The organism is Bradyrhizobium sp. 61, assembly GCF_023073075.1.
In the GTDB taxonomy this organism is placed as follows: domain Bacteria; phylum Pseudomonadota; class Alphaproteobacteria; order Rhizobiales; family Xanthobacteraceae; genus Bradyrhizobium; species Bradyrhizobium barranii.
The window spans coordinates 1-17,068 of sequence record NZ_JADPIU010000057.1 but is presented as its reverse complement, the minus strand read 5'-3'; the positions used below and the strand labels follow the sequence as shown (position 1 = coordinate 17,068).

15 protein-coding genes and 1 pseudogene are annotated in these 17,068 nt (G+C 61.3%); 10 read left to right on the top strand and 6 right to left on the bottom strand.

Annotation, left to right across the window (positions count from 1 at the left end; genetic code table 11):
* Positions 1-292: 292 nt before the first annotated feature.
* From IVB46_RS20505 to IVB46_RS20470, 8 genes are all read left to right on the top strand, one after another.
* A complete protein-coding gene (locus IVB46_RS20505; RefSeq protein WP_247343363.1) occupies positions 293-1,294 on the top strand; it encodes an adenylate/guanylate cyclase domain-containing protein in 1,002 nt (333 codons plus the stop codon).
* A 16-nt stretch (positions 1,295-1,310) separates the two neighbouring features.
* On the top strand, positions 1,311-2,033 hold the full coding sequence (locus tag IVB46_RS20500) for a tetratricopeptide repeat protein (RefSeq protein ID WP_247343361.1): 723 nt from the start codon (positions 1,311-1,313) through the stop codon (positions 2,031-2,033).
* Between the two features lie 607 nt (positions 2,034-2,640).
* Entirely contained in the window at positions 2,641-3,735 is a 1,095-nt protein-coding gene (locus IVB46_RS20495) for a transglycosylase SLT domain-containing protein (RefSeq protein ID WP_247312196.1), read from the top strand.
* A gap of 397 nt (positions 3,736-4,132) precedes the next feature.
* Positions 4,133-5,134, top strand: a complete 1,002-nt coding sequence (locus IVB46_RS20490) for an ABC transporter substrate-binding protein (protein WP_135217354.1) — start codon at positions 4,133-4,135, stop codon at positions 5,132-5,134.
* A 621-nt stretch (positions 5,135-5,755) separates the two neighbouring features.
* Entirely contained in the window at positions 5,756-7,444 is a 1,689-nt protein-coding gene (locus tag IVB46_RS20485) for an arylsulfatase (RefSeq protein WP_247312193.1), read from the top strand.
* Between the two features lie 344 nt (positions 7,445-7,788).
* On the top strand, positions 7,789-8,052 hold the full coding sequence (locus tag IVB46_RS20480) for a hypothetical protein (protein WP_028157629.1): 264 nt from the start codon (positions 7,789-7,791) through the stop codon (positions 8,050-8,052).
* A 302-nt stretch (positions 8,053-8,354) separates the two neighbouring features.
* Positions 8,355-9,683 (top strand): H(+)/Cl(-) exchange transporter ClcA, encoded by a 1,329-nt coding sequence (gene clcA, locus IVB46_RS20475; RefSeq protein ID WP_247343357.1) that lies wholly within the window; start codon positions 8,355-8,357, stop codon positions 9,681-9,683.
* A gap of 360 nt (positions 9,684-10,043) precedes the next feature.
* Positions 10,044-10,430 (top strand): hypothetical protein, encoded by a 387-nt coding sequence (locus IVB46_RS20470; protein WP_063983766.1) that lies wholly within the window; start codon positions 10,044-10,046, stop codon positions 10,428-10,430.
* 147 nt (positions 10,431-10,577) lie between these two features.
* Here the strand turns inward: IVB46_RS20470 and IVB46_RS20465 are convergent, their stop codons facing one another.
* Both IVB46_RS20465 and IVB46_RS20460 read right to left on the bottom strand, forming a co-directional pair.
* Positions 10,578-11,096: a hypothetical protein gene (locus IVB46_RS20465; RefSeq protein WP_247312185.1), complete on the bottom strand. Its 519-nt coding sequence runs from the start codon at positions 11,094-11,096 to the stop codon at positions 10,578-10,580.
* Between the two features lie 162 nt (positions 11,097-11,258).
* The gene (locus tag IVB46_RS20460) at positions 11,259-11,684 is read right to left on the bottom strand and encodes a hypothetical protein (RefSeq protein ID WP_247312182.1); all 426 of its coding nucleotides are present in this window, start codon (positions 11,682-11,684) and stop codon (positions 11,259-11,261) included.
* Between the two features lie 150 nt (positions 11,685-11,834).
* On the opposite strand from IVB46_RS20460, the gene IVB46_RS20455 reads away from it, so the two are divergent.
* A complete protein-coding gene (locus tag IVB46_RS20455; RefSeq protein ID WP_247312177.1) occupies positions 11,835-12,806 on the top strand; it encodes a LysR family transcriptional regulator in 972 nt (323 codons plus the stop codon).
* Positions 12,807-13,016: 210 nt separating this feature from the next.
* Here the strand turns inward: IVB46_RS20455 and IVB46_RS20450 are convergent, their stop codons facing one another.
* From IVB46_RS20450 to IVB46_RS20435, 4 genes are all read right to left on the bottom strand, one after another.
* A complete protein-coding gene (locus IVB46_RS20450; protein ID WP_247312174.1) occupies positions 13,017-13,379 on the bottom strand; it encodes a metalloregulator ArsR/SmtB family transcription factor in 363 nt (120 codons plus the stop codon).
* A complete protein-coding gene (locus IVB46_RS20445; RefSeq protein WP_247312171.1) occupies positions 13,379-14,041 on the bottom strand; it encodes an SRPBCC family protein in 663 nt (220 codons plus the stop codon). Before IVB46_RS20445 ends, IVB46_RS20450 begins: the two co-directional genes overlap by 1 nt.
* 169 nt (positions 14,042-14,210) lie before the next feature.
* Positions 14,211-15,089, bottom strand: coding sequence for an AraC family transcriptional regulator (locus tag IVB46_RS20440; RefSeq protein WP_247312168.1), 879 nt, complete (start codon positions 15,087-15,089; stop codon positions 14,211-14,213).
* A gap of 205 nt (positions 15,090-15,294) precedes the next feature.
* Entirely contained in the window at positions 15,295-16,446 is a 1,152-nt protein-coding gene (locus IVB46_RS20435; protein WP_247343352.1) for a serine hydrolase, read from the bottom strand.
* 289 nt (positions 16,447-16,735) lie between these two features.
* Here IVB46_RS20435 and IVB46_RS20430 point away from each other — a divergent pair.
* Positions 16,736-16,972, top strand: a pseudogene (locus IVB46_RS20430) (SDR family NAD(P)-dependent oxidoreductase); the annotation flags it as partial.
* Positions 16,973-17,068 lie beyond the last annotated feature (96 nt).

The following is a 17,068-nucleotide window of genomic DNA, read 5'->3' as shown; positions in this document are numbered from 1 at the left end:
TGCACGAAATTCAAGCCGATTGGCGTTGTACTTCCAGAGGGCGTGTACTCATTGAGGCGAGATGTCCGCTTTCGGATGCGAAGCAGAACTCACGTGCTCGATCCAAGCCTTACCGGTCGTGACCCAACTCGGACCTTCCGAGTTGCCGTACGCTTACTGCCGCCGTGCAACAGCAAATGCCGCCTCGGGGCAACAGGGCCCTCCCGCGATTACCGCTCACAGGTCCGCAACAAAGTGCTAGGCTCCTCCTGGCCCCAGCGACGAATTTTTGGCTGGCCGTTCGGAGAGCGCTGTGACGGAGCAGCGGGTTCAAAGGCGATTAGCGGCGATTTTGGCTGCCGACGTGGTCGGTTACTCTGCGTTGATGCAACGCGCTGAGGAAGCTACCTATGCCGAGTTCGAGCGGCTCAAGCGAGAACTGATCGAGCCGAGCCTCTCCCGCCACGAAGGCCGTCTAATCAAGACAACGGGTGATGGCGCACTCGCCGAGTTCGCCAGTCCCCTCGCCGCCATGAGATGCGCGGTTGAGATACAGGATCATCTCGCCGAGGGTAGCGGTCCATTCAAGCTACGCATCGGGCTCAACCTTGGTGACGTGATCGTTGGACAGGACGACGACCTTTACGGCGACGGGATCAACATTGCTGTTCGGCTGGAGGGGATCGCCGATCCGGGCGGTATCCTGATTTCCGACAAGGTCTACAACGAAGTCGAGGGCAAGCTGGACGCTGGCTTCGAGGATCGTGGCGAGCAGCAGCTCAAGAACATCTCCAAGCCGGTCCGCGCCTACGCTGTCCGCGCCGGAGCGCCAGGGGCGCTGACAGAGGGGCTGAGTGCGGCCCCGCCACACCCGGACAAGCCTTCCATCGCCGTACTGCCGTTCGAGAACATGAGCGGCGATCCCGAACAGGAATACTTTGCGGACGGAATGGTCGAGGAGATCATCACCGCGCTGTCGCGCTTCAAGTCGCTGTTCGTGATCGCGCGCAATTCGAGCTTCACCTTCAAGGGGCGAGCGGTCGATATCAAGGAAGTCGGGCGAAGGCTCGGCGTGCGCTATGTCCTCGAGGGGTCTGTGCGGAAGGCGTCGGGGAAAGTTCGCATCACAGGGCAGTTGATCGATGCGGTTACAGGCGCGCACATCTGGGTGGACAGGTTTGAGCGTGACCTGACCGACGTTTTTGCTCTTCAGGACGAAGTAACGCTCGCCGTTGTGTCGGCCATTGAGCCAAAGATGCTTCAAACAGAAATTGAATTGGCGACGCGGCGGCGGCCAGAGAACCTCACCGTATGATTTTTATCTCCGTGCCATGCCGCAGTTCTACCTAAGGACCCGCGAAGGGTTGGCCGAGGCAATCCGACTGTTCCACCGCGCCTTGGAGCTCGCCCCTCGGTTCGGCGCTGTCGCGGCTCTGGCAGGTGTCTGCCACATGCTCAACGTCCTTTTGGGCTATGCCAACGATCCTCAGTTCGACCGCAAGGAAGCGGTTCGGCTTGCTCGTTTGGCATTGAGCATCGACGATGGCGATCCGGACACGTTAGCAAGGGCTGCCGTAATCTCGGCGTTCATGGTCGGCGATCGTGAAGCCGAGATCGAAATGGCTGACCGGGCGGTCGGGCTCAACCCAAATTCATGGCTCACATGGAGCTGCAGAGGCCATGTCTATAGAATTGCGGGGCTGCCGGAGGAAGCGATCTGGAGCTTTGAACGTGCCGTTCGCATGAGCCCAGTAGACCCGCTACTATACATGACGCTTACTGGCATTGGGCAGGCCCTTATCGAGCTTCGCCGCTTTGACGAAGCCATCGTCGTATTGAAGAAGGCCCTTCGTCAGAACCTTTATTTGGCAACTTACCAATGGCTCGCGTCCGCCTTCGCCCATCTCGGACGTGACGCTGAGGCGCACGACGCGGCGGCGCGTGTGCTTGAGATCGATCCCGCCTTTACAATATCGGCGCTTATCGCCCGGGCCGGACTATCAAACGCAAAGCTGTTTATTGAGGGTCTTCGGAAAGCGGGGTTGCCCAATTAGCTCTCCATCCCATGAGGCGATTGAATAGCGGCACTCTACTGCGACGCATGAGTCCGGTTATGGCCCATCGCTTCAGTTTGCGACATGTCCGGAGCGGGGAGTAGACCGGAAGTCGTCGAGCTACGGGCCAACCGACGCGATTGACCCAACTGAGACATTGGCGCACTAGTTTACTGTTGTGCAAGAATGCGGCAGGCGCTGCGGTAAGCTGCAACGCTCCGGCCCGAGCGGAGACAACGGTCACGGCAGACCTGAGCTTGGCTAGACCAGCTCCGCTGAGACCGACGCTAGCGGTCATAAAGCGGATCGCGATTGTCCATCCCAGCGAACCATCCTCGGGTCTTGCGACGTCGCGGCCTCGAGATGCTTGGGAGCGGCGTGCGCGCGGGCGCCGGTCTCGATGCGCTAACGCACGAAGATGCCTTGTTTAGCGATGGTTGCGCGATATGGCGCCCGTCCTGTTCCTCGGCGGGAGGCGCATCACGACCGCAACTTTCAATTTAGGCAATCTTGGCGACGCGGCCGAGACTGGCCGCACCTGCGCCACAGGTGCGCCCCATTGTCATCCCCTCACCTCCTTAATCTGCGTGCCAAGTCGGGGACGTGAATGGGGGGGACCGCGGCCGCGCGGCTGGCGACATTGAAGATTTGGCAAACAAGCTGTATTGCCGGCGCGCTGACAGCGACTTCGCTTGTCGCGATTGGTCAGATCGCGGTACCGCGCCCAAGCATCGCAACGCCGAATGCAAGAGTGGCTGATGCATTCAGCGGCATCCCGCTGAATGTGACGACGGTTCTGACAAATGCTGGCGCCGCGTTTCCGGCCCCGGCCATCGAGACGAAATTCGATACAGGATTATCGGCTAATGCGATCGTTGCGGCGGGATTCAGCGCCGCGGCGCCGGACTCGGTGCCGCCGTCCGATGTAACCACTTCGCAAGAGCCAATGGTGCAGGTCGCCAGCCTTGAGGCAGCGTCGCCCGAGAACTCGGCAACGCTACAGCAGGACCGACCGCCCGTTGCTTCGCCCAATCCGGGCGAAGGCAAACCGTCGTATCTCAAATACTACGTCTACTCGGAAATTCCGCCGCCGGAAAAACCCGCAAAGATCGCCTTGTCGGCGTTGAGCGACGTTCCGCTCGGAACGCCCGTCCAGGAGATCGAACGTGCAGCCGAAGCGTTCGGTGTCGATGTCAACTTCATGAAGGCGGTCGCCAAAATCGAATCCGATTTCAATCCCAGGCAACGCACCGGCTCCTATATCGGCCTGTTCCAGCTGAGCAAGTTTGAGTTCAGCAAATACGGATCGGGCGACATCCTCAATCCTCGCGACAACGCTGTAGGTGCCGCCTACAAGTTTCTCAGCGAGGCTGCGCTATTCGAAATATTGACGCAGAAAAAGCCGACCCTTTCCGACCTCTACCTGATCCACCAGCAGGGCTGGGAAGGAGCCGCCCAACACATCGGCCGTCCGCAGCGGATTGCCTGGAAGTCGATGTGCGCAACCCGGGAGGGCTCGGCAAAGGGCGAGCGATGGTGCAAGCGCGCCATCTGGGGCAATACGCTGCCTGCGGTCAAACGCGAATGGAAGTCGGTCGATGATCTCACCTCGGGTGCGTTCGTGGCGATGTGGCGGGACCGCGTCGACACGCTCTATGCCCGCTATCCTGTGCTAACGGCGGCGGCCGAACGCTCGAGATAGAACAGCTTGCGACTGCCCACACGCACACCTCTGGGTCGACATTCGTTTCGTCGAGAAGCTGTGTCGGCAATCTAGTTTCCGGCGCCAGGTAAGTTTGCGTTCCGCTTGGAGGCTGGATGGTTGTTAGGCTCCGGCGGCCGGATCGACCCGACACCTCGACCAGTGCCGCTCCGCGGCCCGGACTCCTAGATTATTCGCAGGCAATCACGTCGGCTGATGACCCATCAGCGAAGTGACGACACTCCTCGTTGAGGTCCGCTTGGTGGGGTAGAGCGGACTGACTTTGCTCACTCTGTGTTCTTCGCATTTTGACCCAAAGCAGACTTTCACCGGCCTGATTACACTTCCAAGGCGCCACCTTTTGTCTGTACGATAGTTCGGCTTGGCTGAGGGCCGCATGAAACGGCGCAAGTTCATCACGGTTGTTGGGGGTATGGCTGCAACGTGGCCGTTCGCAGGTCATGCTCAGCAATCGACCAAGCTTCATCAGATCGGTGTGCTTTCACTCGGCCGCGGTGACAAGTCCGACGCAAGTCTAAAGACTCTCGATGCGTTTGTGCCGGCATTGCGTGTGCTCGGCTATACTGAAGGAAAGAATGTCGCGTTTTACCGTAAATTCGCAGACGGCGATGAGGACAAGCTCAACGAGTACGCGCAGGAATTCGTGACGCACCGCGTCGACGCAATTGTTGCTTTGGCTACCCCGGCCGTCCGCGCAGCCAAGAAAGCGACTTCCACCATTCCGATTGTCGGCATAGGTATGGCAGATCCCGTTGACGACGAACTCGCTTCCAGCCTGGCGCGGCCGGGCGGCAATGTCACCGGGACGGCATTTCTCGGCCCGGAGTTGGTGTCCAAACGGCTTCAACTGCTTAAGGAGATCGTTCCCGGTCTCTCTCACGTTGTCGTTTTGTGGCACCCTCGTGCATACGGTGAGCGCACAATGAAGGGGATGCTGAACGAGATTGAGAGCGCCGCCCGATCTCTCGGAGCAAGCCTTCAACTTGTGCCGGCGGATAGCCCCGCCGATCTCGAAAGCGCGTTTGCTGAGTTGGCCAAAGCGCGAGCGGATGGTCTCGTCGTGTTTCCTAGTCCGATGCTGTACAGCCAGTACTCTCGGATTGTACCCTTTGCCGAGAAGAACCGCCTCCCGACGATCTACGCCGCCAGAGAGGGCGTGGAGCTCGGTGGCCTTGTCTCTTACGGAGTCAACCTGCCTGACCTGTCACGCGCGACCGCTATCTATCTGGACAGAATACTCAAAGGCGCAACGCCGGCCGAGTTGCCGATACAGCAGCCAACCAAGTTCGAGCTGGTTGTAAACCTTAAAGCGGCCAAGGCGCTTGGTTTGGCGGCTGGTCGAGACTCTCTCCTGACCGCCGACGAAGTGATCGAATGAGCAGGCAGAATGTCTGCGATTGGCCCCTTTGAGACATGCCGCCCCTCACGATGAATGTCGGTTTTCGGGGGTAAAGCGGAAGTAGCGCGGACATCGCCAAACCGTCGCTTTTGACCCAAAGCTGACATCGCATGGGCTCGGCTATTGTCAGCTAATGACCGATTTTGTTGCAAAAGTCGAAAACTGAACGATGCCGAAAATCTCGCAAAAGCTGATTTTTAGCTAGCTCCACCACTGCAATACTCCGTAGCGCTCATCCTAAGCTCCGTGGTCGCTTTTGCGGGAAATGATGTGGCCCCTCATATCGCCACGTGCGAAACGCACCAGCAGCCCTGAAAAATTTTGGTCGTCACCCCAAAAAGACTTTTTCAACACTATCGACCCGAAGCCGACGTCCGGGGCGTTTGCAACCTCGCCCGCCAAGTCATGCAGCTACATCCACGAACCGAGGCGGGAGCGAGAACGCGCGACGCAAAGCTTTCTCGCTGTCGCCCTAGCTACCAGCGTGCTCCGGGTCGCGCCAAAAGACGGGTCTCTGCGAAAAGTCCCCTTAGCCAACGTTGATCTAAATCAATAGAAGCGTGCGGCACTGTGTCTCGGTCACCATCAGTGGGGGTTAAAATGGAGGAACTGTTCATGAAAACTCAACGCGCATTGTGGCGTGGCCTGCTGGCGGGTGTTGCTGCCGTGGCACTGACATCTATGCCGACATTCGCGCAACAACAGAAGCGGCCAAATGTCGTCATGCTAATGACGGATGACACTGGATGGAACGATTTCGGCGCCTATAGCGGGGGTGGCGCCGCGCTCGGCCATCCAACACCAAACATCGACCGGATCGCTAAGGAAGGCGCGACGTTCACGAACTGGTACGGGCAAGCAAGCTGCACGGCAGGCCGCGCCTCGTTTATAACCGGACGTATTCCGATCCGTTCGGCGCTCTCCATCGTGGTCGCTCCGGGCGATGAGAATGCGCTCAAAAAGGAGACGCCGACCATAGCCGAATTTTTTCAAAAGAACGGCTACTCCACCTACTTTTCTGGCAAGTGGCATCTCGGTGATAAGCCGGAGTCCTATCCGATCGAGCACGGGTTCGACGAGATGAAGGCGTTCGCCGCATACTATCCGGGCGTCTACACCTATGCCGATACGTCCAAGTGGTTTCATCCATGGTTTCCCTCGTACAACCCAGAGATCGCGAAAGCCTATTTTGATGTCGTAAACATGTACGAGTGGGAGGGAGTTGCTGGACAACCGGCGAAGAGAGGCGAGTACATTACGTACGATTACCTCGCCAACTTTGACGTCCGGCAGGCTGATTACGCAATCGATTACATCAAGAAGCACGCCAAGGACGCCAAGCCATTCTTCATGGACGTCAATTTCATGAAGATGCACAACCCGACCAACGCATCATCAAAATTCGCCGGGAAGTCGCGGTTGGGCGATTACTCGGACTCGGTGATAGAACTCGATGACGACATCGGCCGGATCATGGACGCGATCCGTGCCGAAGCGCCGAATACGATTGTGATCGTAACGGCAGACAACGGGGCGTGGCAGGATGCTTATCCTGATGCGGGCACCACGCCTTTCCGCGGCGAAAAGGGTTCAGCATTTGAAGGAGGCTGGCGCGTACCCGGGTTAATGTGGTGGCCCGAACACATTCCCGCCGGTGCAAATTACCATGAAATGATGTCCCATATCGACTGCTGGGCAACGCTCGCCAAGATGGTCGGCCTGAGCCCGCCGCCGCACGGCGCATGGACCGACGATAATGGCAGGCCAATCTACTTCGACAGCATCGACAACAGCGAGTACATCCTCGGCCGCGCGAAGCACTCGGCACGAAGGTCGTGGATTTACATCGACGGCGAAAGCTTCATGGGAGCGCGGGCGGATGTCGGCGGTGATCCAACCAACCCCGATCTCAGCATCGCGTGGAAGTATCTCTGGACGGCCAAGGACACTTGGCTCGGTCCGGAGCAAAATCTCGGCGCGATTGGCTCGGTCTACAATCTGACGATGGACCCATTCGAGAAATACGACATGGTTTTCAACGGCGCGATGTCGGCACGTATGCCATTGCAGTCGCCGGGCAAGTACACCGGACAGGACAACGGCTGGGTCTTGGCACTAATCTTCCCGGTCGTGATGGAATTCAACAAATCGATTGCCGACTATCCAAGCATCAAGCGTAAGCCGGGCGGAGCCTCGAACGATTGGAGACCGGATCTGCAGCGCCCGGAAAACCCGATCCCGATGCTCGACATGAAAAACCTGCCGAATATCAAGGGGAGCGGTGGGTAATATCGCGACGTCCCGTGAAGCCATTGGCTGACGGGCTGCGTCAAGCGGCATACGGCGGGTCGGCTTTCACGAGCGGCTCGCCGTCGCGCATCGAGTGCTTGCCCGGCGGGAGCCAACGTCGCCTTCTGGCCCATCAGCGAAGTGACGACACCTTTCATTGAGGTCCGCTTGGTGGGGTAGAGCGGACTGACTTTGCTCACTCTGTGTTCCTCGCATTTTGACCCGAAGGCGACATCCGAGGAGGTCTCTGAGATCACTCTCCTTGACATTTCAGCTTGTCGACGCTGACGCTGCATTGCTCGGCGATCGTCTTGCAGCCTTCGCAGCGTTGGAAAGGTATCACCATGAGGAAGACGTTGTTGGCTCTCGCTGCCGTCGCGACTTTGGTCGTTTCAGCAGCCTCGCCGGCTTATGCTGGTCCGCGCTATGATTACGGCCCCGGCGGCAATCCGTATCCGCGCACTTATCCCGGACCCGGCGGCTATCCGTACTGGTCGGGCTATGTCGATGCCCCGGTTGGAGAGCCGATCCCGCCCTGCCACTGGATAACCCAGCGCTTCTGGGACGGGCATGGCTGGCGCGAGCGCCGCGTGCGCATCTGCGGCTGATCAGGTCGCGGCTGTTTCAGTTGTCTGTTTTTGGCCCGTGGCTAACCTCTGCTCAGAGGGCTGCAATGTCTGCTTTCAGGAGATAAGCGAACCAGGTCAAGCAGGTTGTCGAAGTCAGCCTGTGACCCAAAGCGGGGCCTTGGTTCGGCGCACCTTATCGTTGGGACGTGCGGTGAGGTCCCTAGCATATCGGTCGGAGAGGCAGTTGTTCGGTCAAGTTGGAAGCATTCTTTTCCGGGACATTCGCCAGTGATTTTGGCAAAGATTATCCCTTGCAAAGGCCTCGGGATCATCGACCAGCCGTGGACCATAACCCTGACGACGACCGGCAAGTCGCAGACGAACGTCGCAGCCTGTTGGGGCTCGCGGCGATGGCTCTCATCATAGGAGCGGCGACTGGATGTGTTGGGGCGATCTTCCGGCTTTTGCTCGCGCATGCCGATCGTCTGCGCGATGCGATGATCGCCTGGGCCCATGGCCACGCAATCTGGGGGTTCTTGACTGTCGTCGGCGCGTGCGGTGTCGCGACCCTGGTTGCCGCGTGGATGGTGCGGCAATTCTCGCCACACGCTTCGGGCAGCGGCATTCCGCATGTCGAAGCTGTTCTGCGCGAAGAGATCCCGCCGGCTCCGTTTGGCCTGGTGCCAGTGAAATTCTTCGGCGGAATACTGGCGATCGGCTCCGGGCTGGCGCTGGGCCGTGAGGGGCCGACCGTCCAGATGGGCGCCGGTATCGCGGTTTTCGCTGCGCGCGTCTGCCGGTTGTGTTGGGCGGACTCGCGAGTGCTTCTGGCGGCCGGCGCCGGCGCCGGCCTTGCAACGGCCTTCAATGCGCCGATTGCCGGGCTCGTGTTCGTTCTGGAGGAACTGGTGCAGAAGTTCGAACACCGTGTTGCCGTCGCCGCCCTTGCAGCGCTGGCGACGGCGATCCCGGTCGCAAGGCTGCTTCTCGGCGACGCGCCCGACTTCCAGGTCGCGCCGCTGAGCTATCCCAGCGCTGAGTCCGCCCCGCTCTTCCTTGCTCTCGGTGGTATCGCGGGCCTGTTGGCCGTCGCATACAATCGTACCCTGCTCGCGACCATCGCGTTTCGCGACCGATTTGGAGGGCTACCGATCGAGCTCCGCGCCGGATTGATCGGCGCAAGCGTCGGCATGTTGGCCTGGTTCGCGCCCGAACTGGTCGGCGGCGGAGATCAGATCACGCAGCGGGCGCTGATCGGCCACGAGAGTGTGGGGATCCTGGGGGGCGCATTCCTGATCCGATTCGGACTCGGCGCTCTCTCATACGCTGCCGGCACGCCCGGCGGCCTGTTCGCACCCTTGCTCGTGCTGGGAGCCCAGTCTGGGTTGCTGTTCGGGGCGGCTTGCCGTCTTGCATTCCCGGCGCTCTCTATCCAGCCGGAAGCATTTGCTTTGGTGGGCATGGCCGCTCTCTTCACCGGCGTTGTGCGCGCGCCGGTGACCGGCATCGTTCTCGTCGCTGAAATGACCGGTAACGTGACGATGCTGCTGCCGATGCTGGGATCTTGCTTCATGGCGATGCTGCTGCCCACGCTGTTGGGTAATGCGCCGATTTACGATTCCCTGCGTGAGCATACGCTGCGCTTGGAGCGGCAAATCAGACAGAGATGAGATCGGTGTCACCCACCCCAACGACGCCGATGCGTTGCAACGTTTTGAGCCTTCGACTTCCCCATCGGAAATTCTGTTCTTGAGCAGCGTTCATTTCCGCTTGTGGGCCCCTGGCGGACGCTTTGTGGTCTTTGCTCAGATGTCGGCTTGTGACCCAACGCGGACGTAACCGCTGTGCGCAGGCGGGAACCAAGACCTCCTTCAATGCGACGAAACAAAACCTGCCGGGATGAAACCATTTTCCGGCGTTCACGAAGGAATGGTGAAACCGCCGGCCATTAGAAAGCGACCACAGGAAGCGATGGGCCGAGGGGGCGCTGCGTAGGGAACGACAATCGCCGTGGGGCGAGGAGCGAAGCCATGTCACAGATTCGCAAAGCTCTTCTAGGCGCTGTCGCGACCGCGTTGACGCTCGGTGCAGTGCAGTACGCTTCAGGTCACGACCTCGTAAACCGCTGGCAGGCGGTCTCCGAACAGCCAAGCCACATCGTCAATCGCGCCGGCAAGGCAGATCATCTTGCCGACCGCAAGCCTTTCGCAGTTCCGACGAAAACGGTTTCGCTGCGCTTGAACGATCTCGCCGATACCTCGGTCTTGCTGCGTATTCCGTCTGCGCAGGCCCGCACCACCAAGCCGCCGACGCTGCTGCGAAATCAGAGCCGTAAGCCGACACTTGCCTGCGAGCCTGTGGTCAGCGCGCTCACGGAAGTCGCAAGGCTTCTGCAGCCCGGCCGTTGCGTGACCTGATCGGCTCAATCCTCACCGTTCATACGCAGACCGGAACGCAAACGGCCGCGCGTTGCCTTCATGCGCCAACGGCTGCTCGAGGCAGCCGCCGATTGGTAGGGAGGGCGAGGCCTCTGTCGGAGGGTACTCCTACTTTAGCGGTTCGTCTCAGCCCGCGCCGGCCAGTGCCGCGGCATCAGCGCCGAGCCGAGGGCGTACCAGAAAATAGAACGCAGAGACCTGCGTGATCATCAGCAGCGGCACGTAGATGATCGGGATCGCGTAGGTTGAGCCAAGCCACTCCGCATGCGCGGGAAGGCCGACCTGGATGGCGTCATAGTAGTCGACGACGAGATCGACCGTGCCAGCGAGATTGAAGGCGACGACGAACAGCCAGAAGAGCGCGCGTATCCTCACCGTGAGAAGCGCCAGCATGGCCAGCACCCCGGTCGCGAAGTCGCCCCAGGCGGCGAACACCGCGAAGCCAGCCGGCAGGTCCGGGCTCACGATGCCGGGAAGGATGAAGACGAGCCCGAAGAAGCGGAAGCTGTGCAGCGTGGCGATGGCACGGTGCGCGTCGCGCCCGTCCATCGACCTGAGCCAGGGCCAGACATACGTGCCGAAGCAGAGCAGCCACGCGACATAACCGAGGACAAGATGTATCTGGAACAGCGTTTCTGTCGTCATTTTGGCCTCCAATCAGATCGCGACTAGCGCGTAGAGCAACCAGGTCCATACTGCCGTGAATGGGACGGGCCAAAGCAGGCTATGCCAGGCCCGAAGCGGCGCGACGATCGCAGCGGGAGCAGCCTCGGTGGTCATCGGCCGTCCTCCATCCGGGTCTCGCCCTTATTGCCGGCGCTCGGGATTGGCCATCAGCAAGCGGAGCGGCAAAAGCGGACCGATTGCGATGTACTCGTGGTCCATCAGATCTTGCCTGGCCAATGGGAGATCCCCCATGATCGCCTGCGCCCCGGCGACATCCCTGGCATCGACGAGGAAGATCGCTCCGCGCCCATCGCCACGCGAATACCACTCGCGAATTTTCCCACTGAGATAGAGCTGCACCGTCTGCTGGATTTCAGCGGGCATGACGGCCATGACCTGCTCGCGCGTGACGTCCGCCTTCACGGTCAGGATGACCATCACCCCGGTGGTCGTCGGCGACATGGCTTGCGAGATGGCTTGTGTTTGGGCAACGGATGGATCGGTCATGGAAGTCGCTCCCATCAGGGTTAGGGTGAGCATGACGACGAATTTGCGGATGACTTTCATCGGTCTCGTTTCCAGGAGCACGGCGGTCCCCCTTGTTCTCTGAGATCGCGCTGACGTCGCAGATGTCCGACATCAGCGATGCTTCCGATCTGCGAGCGAGACATACGATCGATTGGCGCGAGCGACTATTCGGGATAATGTTGATGGGCTATGAAGCAGAACTTCACAGTCAGACAAGGCGCGCTCGATGGCGTGGAAGCGTTCCTGCGCGTCGCCCAGTACCGCAGTTTCCGCCGGGCAGCCGCGGAGCTCGGCGTCACGCCATCGGCCATCAGCCAGGCGGTCCGTGCGCTCGAGGCGCGTGTCGGCGCAGCTCTGTTCATACGCACGACACGCAGTGTCGGCCTGACCGAGGCCGGCGCGCGGTTCCTCTCGCGCGCAAAGCCTGCTTTCGAGGAGCTCGTCGCCGCAAGCGAGGTTGCGCGCGATCTTGGGCAGCGGCCGACTGGACTGTTGCGCCTCACCGTGCCGCGCGCGGTGGTACCGATCCTGTTGGAGCCGCTGATCGCATCCTTCTGCCAGGCCTATCCCGAGGTCGAGGTGGAGATCGCCGCAGGCGAGGAATTGGTCGACCTCGCGGCCAAGGGGTTTGATGCCGGCGTCCGGATGGGCCAGTTCATCGCCACCGACATGGTCGCGGTCCGGCTGACGCCCCCCTTCCCGTTCGTGGTCGTCGGCAGCCCCGACTATCTAAGCCGGCACGGGCGACCCGAGCGTATCGACGACCTGCGTCGGCACGCATGCCTGCGCATTCGCCGCAGCAACGGATCGATCGCGCCATGGTCTCTTGTCGATGGCAACAAGACAGTCGAAGCGATCGTCTCGGGGCCGCTGATTGCCCACGACTTTCCCACGATGCTTGGCGCAGCCGTGGAAGGCATGGGACTTGCGCAAGTGCCCGCGCCGATCGCCGGCAGCCTGGTGAAGACGGGAAAGCTCGTACAGGTCCTGAAGTCTTTCGCGCCAATGGCGCCGGGCGTGTTTCTCTACTATCCGAGCCGTCATCAAACGATGCCGAAACTGAGAGCCTTCATCGACCACGTGAAGGGCCGTCAGGTTGCTGCCGGCAAAACGCGCGTTCACGTCGATGACAAGCGAACGCGCGGGACGAAAACGCGCTGATATCGAAAGCGCGGAACGGTTGATCAGGCCGTTCGAGAAGATCGAAGCTATCCGCCCGGCCTCATAGTCAAGCTTCTGGCGCATTACGATGGCGCTGGGGAGATGAGCGCGGCAGCGCGTAGGATGGGTAGAGCGCCGCGAAACCCATTGGGTTTCAACGCGCGATATTGATGGGTTTCGCTTCGCTCTACCCATCCTACATCATGGAGCTCAGGCCCTCTTGCCGCTCCGCTTGGTCATCGGCGCGTGACGGCGATCCCGTTTGCCGCGCGCGATCTCCGTCGCCAGCGCGTCCAGCTTCGGCTCCCAGAAATTCCTGAACTGACCGATCCACGCATCCACCGACCGAAGCCCCGCACCGTCGACCGAATAGAGCCGTCTTTGCGCCTCCGCCCGAACCGTCGCAAAGCCGCTCTCGCGCAGCACCTTGAGATGCTGCGACACGGCCGCCTGCGTGATCCCGAACTCGGCCCCGATCGCTTCAACGACCTCACCGGACGCCATCTCCCCCGGGGCGAGCAGCTCGAGGATACGACGGCGCACGGGATCGGCGAGGACCTCGAAGACGTGCATCAGCTTCCTGTGCCCGGATGTGCGACGTCAGGCGGCATCTCGCCGCGATAGAAGGCGATGGTGCGGTCGGAGCGCTGCTTCGCCACGTCAGGATCGACCCCGCTTGCGACATGCGCCGCGCACCAATATTCACCGCTCGTCGTCATGAATTCCTTGCCGGCAGGAGAGCCCATCCAAGCCTCGGCCGTCTCGTGGTCGACCGATGCGCCGGTCGCAACATATCGCTCCAATCCCGCGATGGCGAGATCCCAACCGATACCCACCGCACCAGGACCGAACTGATTCCAATGGTCCTCGATAATTGCGGTGTGCTCCAGCGTCAGACGCGCCTGATCCCGTTCTGCCGCCAGCTTGACGTCGATCCAGCTCATCCCGCCGCCGAATTCCCACGTCGCTGCAAAATGCGTCGGCGGCGCACATGCCGTAATGGTGCCGCCCGCGTTCCCCTTCAGCTGGTACCTTCCGCCCAGCTGGAGGTCTCCCTCGACCGGCAGGAACCAGCGCGGAATGCGTTGCCGGCTGGTCACTGCGTCCCAGAGATCGTCGACGCTGGTCTCGTAAAGCCGCGTCAGCGTCACCGTGCTGGCTGCTTTTCCATCCTTCTCGAAATTCTTCACCGAACGCGTGACAAGCCCCAAGACCCTGGCGACGTCGATTTCCATTGCATCCCTCCGTATCGTTTCGCGCAATGGCGAGTATCGGCCTTCACTAATATAAGTCAACTCTTATATTAGTGAGACCGTGCCGCTGTGCCTGGCGCTCCGGGCAGACCGTACGACGTGTGGAGCGCGCGATATTGATTGATGCCAGTTCGTCCGCCGTCGGAGGGCGCTATTTCAGAGGCAGGAACACGTCCGCAACCGTCTCATGCTCCGGCACCTCCGGGAAGAAGCTCAGCCGCTGGCAATAGATCGGGAAGTCGCGTGCTTCCTCGCCGCTCGCCGGAAGCCAGTCGCGATAGAGGTAGAGCGCGGCGGGCTCCAGATTGTCGGTGTAGCCGACGACCCGCAGCACCGCGCAGCGTCCACCAGGGATCTCGCCGGCCTTGATCTCTTCGCCGTTCGCCTCGATCGGCTGGTCGGTCCCGACGCAGAGGTCCGTGCTGTAAGCGGCGGGCGAGGAAGGACGCCGTTCGGACCGCCAGACATTGAAGGTCGGACTTGTCCTGGGGTGCAGGCCGGCTGCCTTGCGCCACGCGATGAACCGCCGGATGGTGTCGCCGAGCGTCGCCGGGTCGCCCCGATGCTCCATGATCGCCACCCTGGTGGAGGGCACATCGCGTATCGTCACGTCGTCGGTGGTAAAAGTCTTCATGAGCTTGCTCCTCGCGTTGTCGAGAGGCCCGAAGGCCACAAGCCACGGCTCCCAGTCGGGAGAGTTGCGGAACGACGACGGCGATTGCCCGAACCGTTGCCGAAAGGCGCGGGCAAAGGCGTCCGGTGCGTCGTAACCGGCATCCATCGCGATGTCAGTGACACCAAGGGCGTCACTGTAGGCCAGCAGGTAGGAAGCACGCTTCATACGGGCCAGCTGGACATAGCGATGCACGGACAACCCGAAGGTCGCCGTGAACTGCCGGTGGAAATGAAATTTCGAGAAGGCCGCAACGCTGCTCAGCGTTTCCAGGTCCAGATCGCCGTCGAGATGCCGGTCGATATGGTCCAGCACCCGCCGCATCCGGTCCTGATAGTTTTGAAGCGCCGCCTTCATCGTCCCTCCTCCGTGGCGGCTCCAGATAGCCGCTGACGGCGATCATTTGCTCGACCGATCTTGCGGTTTGGAAGTTGTCGCGAATTCGTCGGCCCCGTAGGGCGGATTAGCGAAGCGTAATCCGCCATCTTCAACGCGGCTCGATGAAGGGTGGTGGATTACGCCTTCGGCTAATCCACCCTACGCCATCAGCCCCCGCCACGCCCTACCCGCCGGCCATCAGCTCCTTCGCCAGCGCCATATAGGCCGGCAGCGTCACGGGGTCGTTGGCGGCGTTGCCCGCGACGGGGTGCGATGCGTAGCGCGCGATCACCATCTCGGCTTTGGGATCGACGTAGATGCCCTGGCCGTGGACGCCCCGCGCCATATAGGCGCCGTGGGCATTGTGCGTGACCCACCATTGGTTGCGATAGGACGCGCCGGGCAGCGTGGTGTAGCCGGCCGGCTTGAACTTCTCGGGATCGCCGCCGCGCGCGATATCCTCGACCACCTGTGACGGGACGATCTGGCGGCCGTTGAATCGGCCATGATTGCGCATGGTCTCGCCGAAGCGGGCGAGATCGCGCAAGCTGGTCGAGAGGCCGCCGCCACCGCTCTCGGTGCCGATGCGATCGACGTGATAATGCGCGTCCTCCTCCGCGCCCATTGGCGTCCAGACGCGTTCGGAGAGAAGGTCGGACAACGTCATGCCGCTGACGCGCCGGCAGATCCAGGCGAGCACATCGGTGTTGACGGTCTTGTAGGCAAAGGCCTTGCCGTGCTCGCCCTGCTTCTTCTGCGCGGCAAGGAAATCGAAGATATTGGTCGCACCGTCATAGTCAGGCGGAATCGGCGCCATGCCGTTGGCACGCCGCAAGCCCCACACGTGGGAGTTCTTGTCGGTATAGACTTCGGTGTATTCGAGCCCCGTGGTCATATCCATGACCTCGTGCACGCGCGCATCGCCGAACGCGCTGGCCTTCAGCTCCGGCACATAATCCGGCACGAGCGCCTGCGGATCGATCTTGCCCTCGGTGACCAGAATGCCGGCGAGCACGCCCGTGAAGGATTTCGTCACCGACATCGCGATATGCGGCTTGTGCCCTCGCACGCCCTGGTCGCGGCCGAAGACGCGTGTCTCCAGCTGGTGCGACGACACCTCCATCTGGTCCGCGAGCTCGAGGACCTCCTCCCCTGCAGCCGTCAGGCGGTAGCCCGACGGCAGCTTCTCGAACATGAGCGCCCCGAGCCGTTCCTCCAGTTGGGCGACGCGTCGCAGCACGGTCGAATGGTTCACCCCGAGGCGCTCGGCGGCGGCCCGCACCGAGCCTCCGCGCGCGACGGCAAGAAAGTAGCGAACGTCATCCCAGTCGATCATGGTGCAATCCAGCACCGCCGGGGTGCGCCTTCCAAAGCCCGTCCAATACATCGAACAGCATCTCGTATGTGGGTAGCACGGGCGGAGATCACAGCCCATGCCGGCAAGCGCGGCCCAATTCCGAACGGCGGACACCGATCGTCGCGGCTGGCGTCAATCGTCCGGCCGGATCGATTTCGCACCACCGATGTGCGTGCTTCCGCACTCAACGCCTGACGCCGGCGGACCTATGTCGAGGTTCTCGGGGGCCTCCCCGAACGACCAAATTCGGAGTCTCAAAGGGGAAGTCATGGGAAAGCTTGAAGGTAAGGTTGCAGTTGTCACGGGTGGATCGAGCGGTATGGCGCTGGCGAGCGCCAGGCGGTTCGTTGAAGAAGGCGCCTATGTCTTCATCACGGGCCGGAGACAGGAGGCGCTCGATCGGGCCGTCAGGCTGATCGGCCGGAACGTGACCGGCGTGCGCGGCAACGCGGCCAATCTCGACGACCTCGACCGTCTGTTCGACACGGTCAAGCGGGAAAAGGGTACGCCTACGACGAAGGCCGCCTGATTGTCGCGTGCGCGCGGGCACGGCGAGCTATATGTGATGGCGTTGGGTGAAGGTCAGGCGGCTTGCTGATCG

Bases quoted from the DNA above. Each gene is read 5' to 3' on its own strand.
- IVB46_RS20470 (WP_063983766.1), top strand. From the start codon at position 10,044: ATGTCACAGATTCGCAAAGCTCTTCTAGGCGCTGTCGCGACCGCGTTG.
- IVB46_RS20485 (WP_247312193.1), top strand. From the start codon at position 5,756: ATGGAGGAACTGTTCATGAAAACTCAACGCGCATTGTGGCGTGGCCTG.
- IVB46_RS20465 (WP_247312185.1), bottom strand. From the start codon at position 11,096: ATGACGACAGAAACGCTGTTCCAGATACATCTTGTCCTCGGTTATGTC.
- IVB46_RS20460 (WP_247312182.1), bottom strand. From the start codon at position 11,684: ATGAAAGTCATCCGCAAATTCGTCGTCATGCTCACCCTAACCCTGATG.
- IVB46_RS20435 (WP_247343352.1), bottom strand. From the start codon at position 16,446: ATGATCGACTGGGATGACGTTCGCTACTTTCTTGCCGTCGCGCGCGGA.
- IVB46_RS20440 (WP_247312168.1), bottom strand. From the start codon at position 15,089: ATGAAGGCGGCGCTTCAAAACTATCAGGACCGGATGCGGCGGGTGCTG.
- IVB46_RS20445 (WP_247312171.1), bottom strand. From the start codon at position 14,041: ATGGAAATCGACGTCGCCAGGGTCTTGGGGCTTGTCACGCGTTCGGTG.
- IVB46_RS20490 (WP_135217354.1), top strand. From the start codon at position 4,133: ATGAAACGGCGCAAGTTCATCACGGTTGTTGGGGGTATGGCTGCAACG.
- IVB46_RS20455 (WP_247312177.1), top strand. From the start codon at position 11,835: ATGAAGCAGAACTTCACAGTCAGACAAGGCGCGCTCGATGGCGTGGAA.
- IVB46_RS20500 (WP_247343361.1), top strand. From the start codon at position 1,311: ATGCCGCAGTTCTACCTAAGGACCCGCGAAGGGTTGGCCGAGGCAATC.
- IVB46_RS20450 (WP_247312174.1), bottom strand. From the start codon at position 13,379: ATGCACGTCTTCGAGGTCCTCGCCGATCCCGTGCGCCGTCGTATCCTC.
- IVB46_RS20480 (WP_028157629.1), top strand. From the start codon at position 7,789: ATGAGGAAGACGTTGTTGGCTCTCGCTGCCGTCGCGACTTTGGTCGTT.
- IVB46_RS20495 (WP_247312196.1), top strand. From the start codon at position 2,641: ATGGGGGGGACCGCGGCCGCGCGGCTGGCGACATTGAAGATTTGGCAA.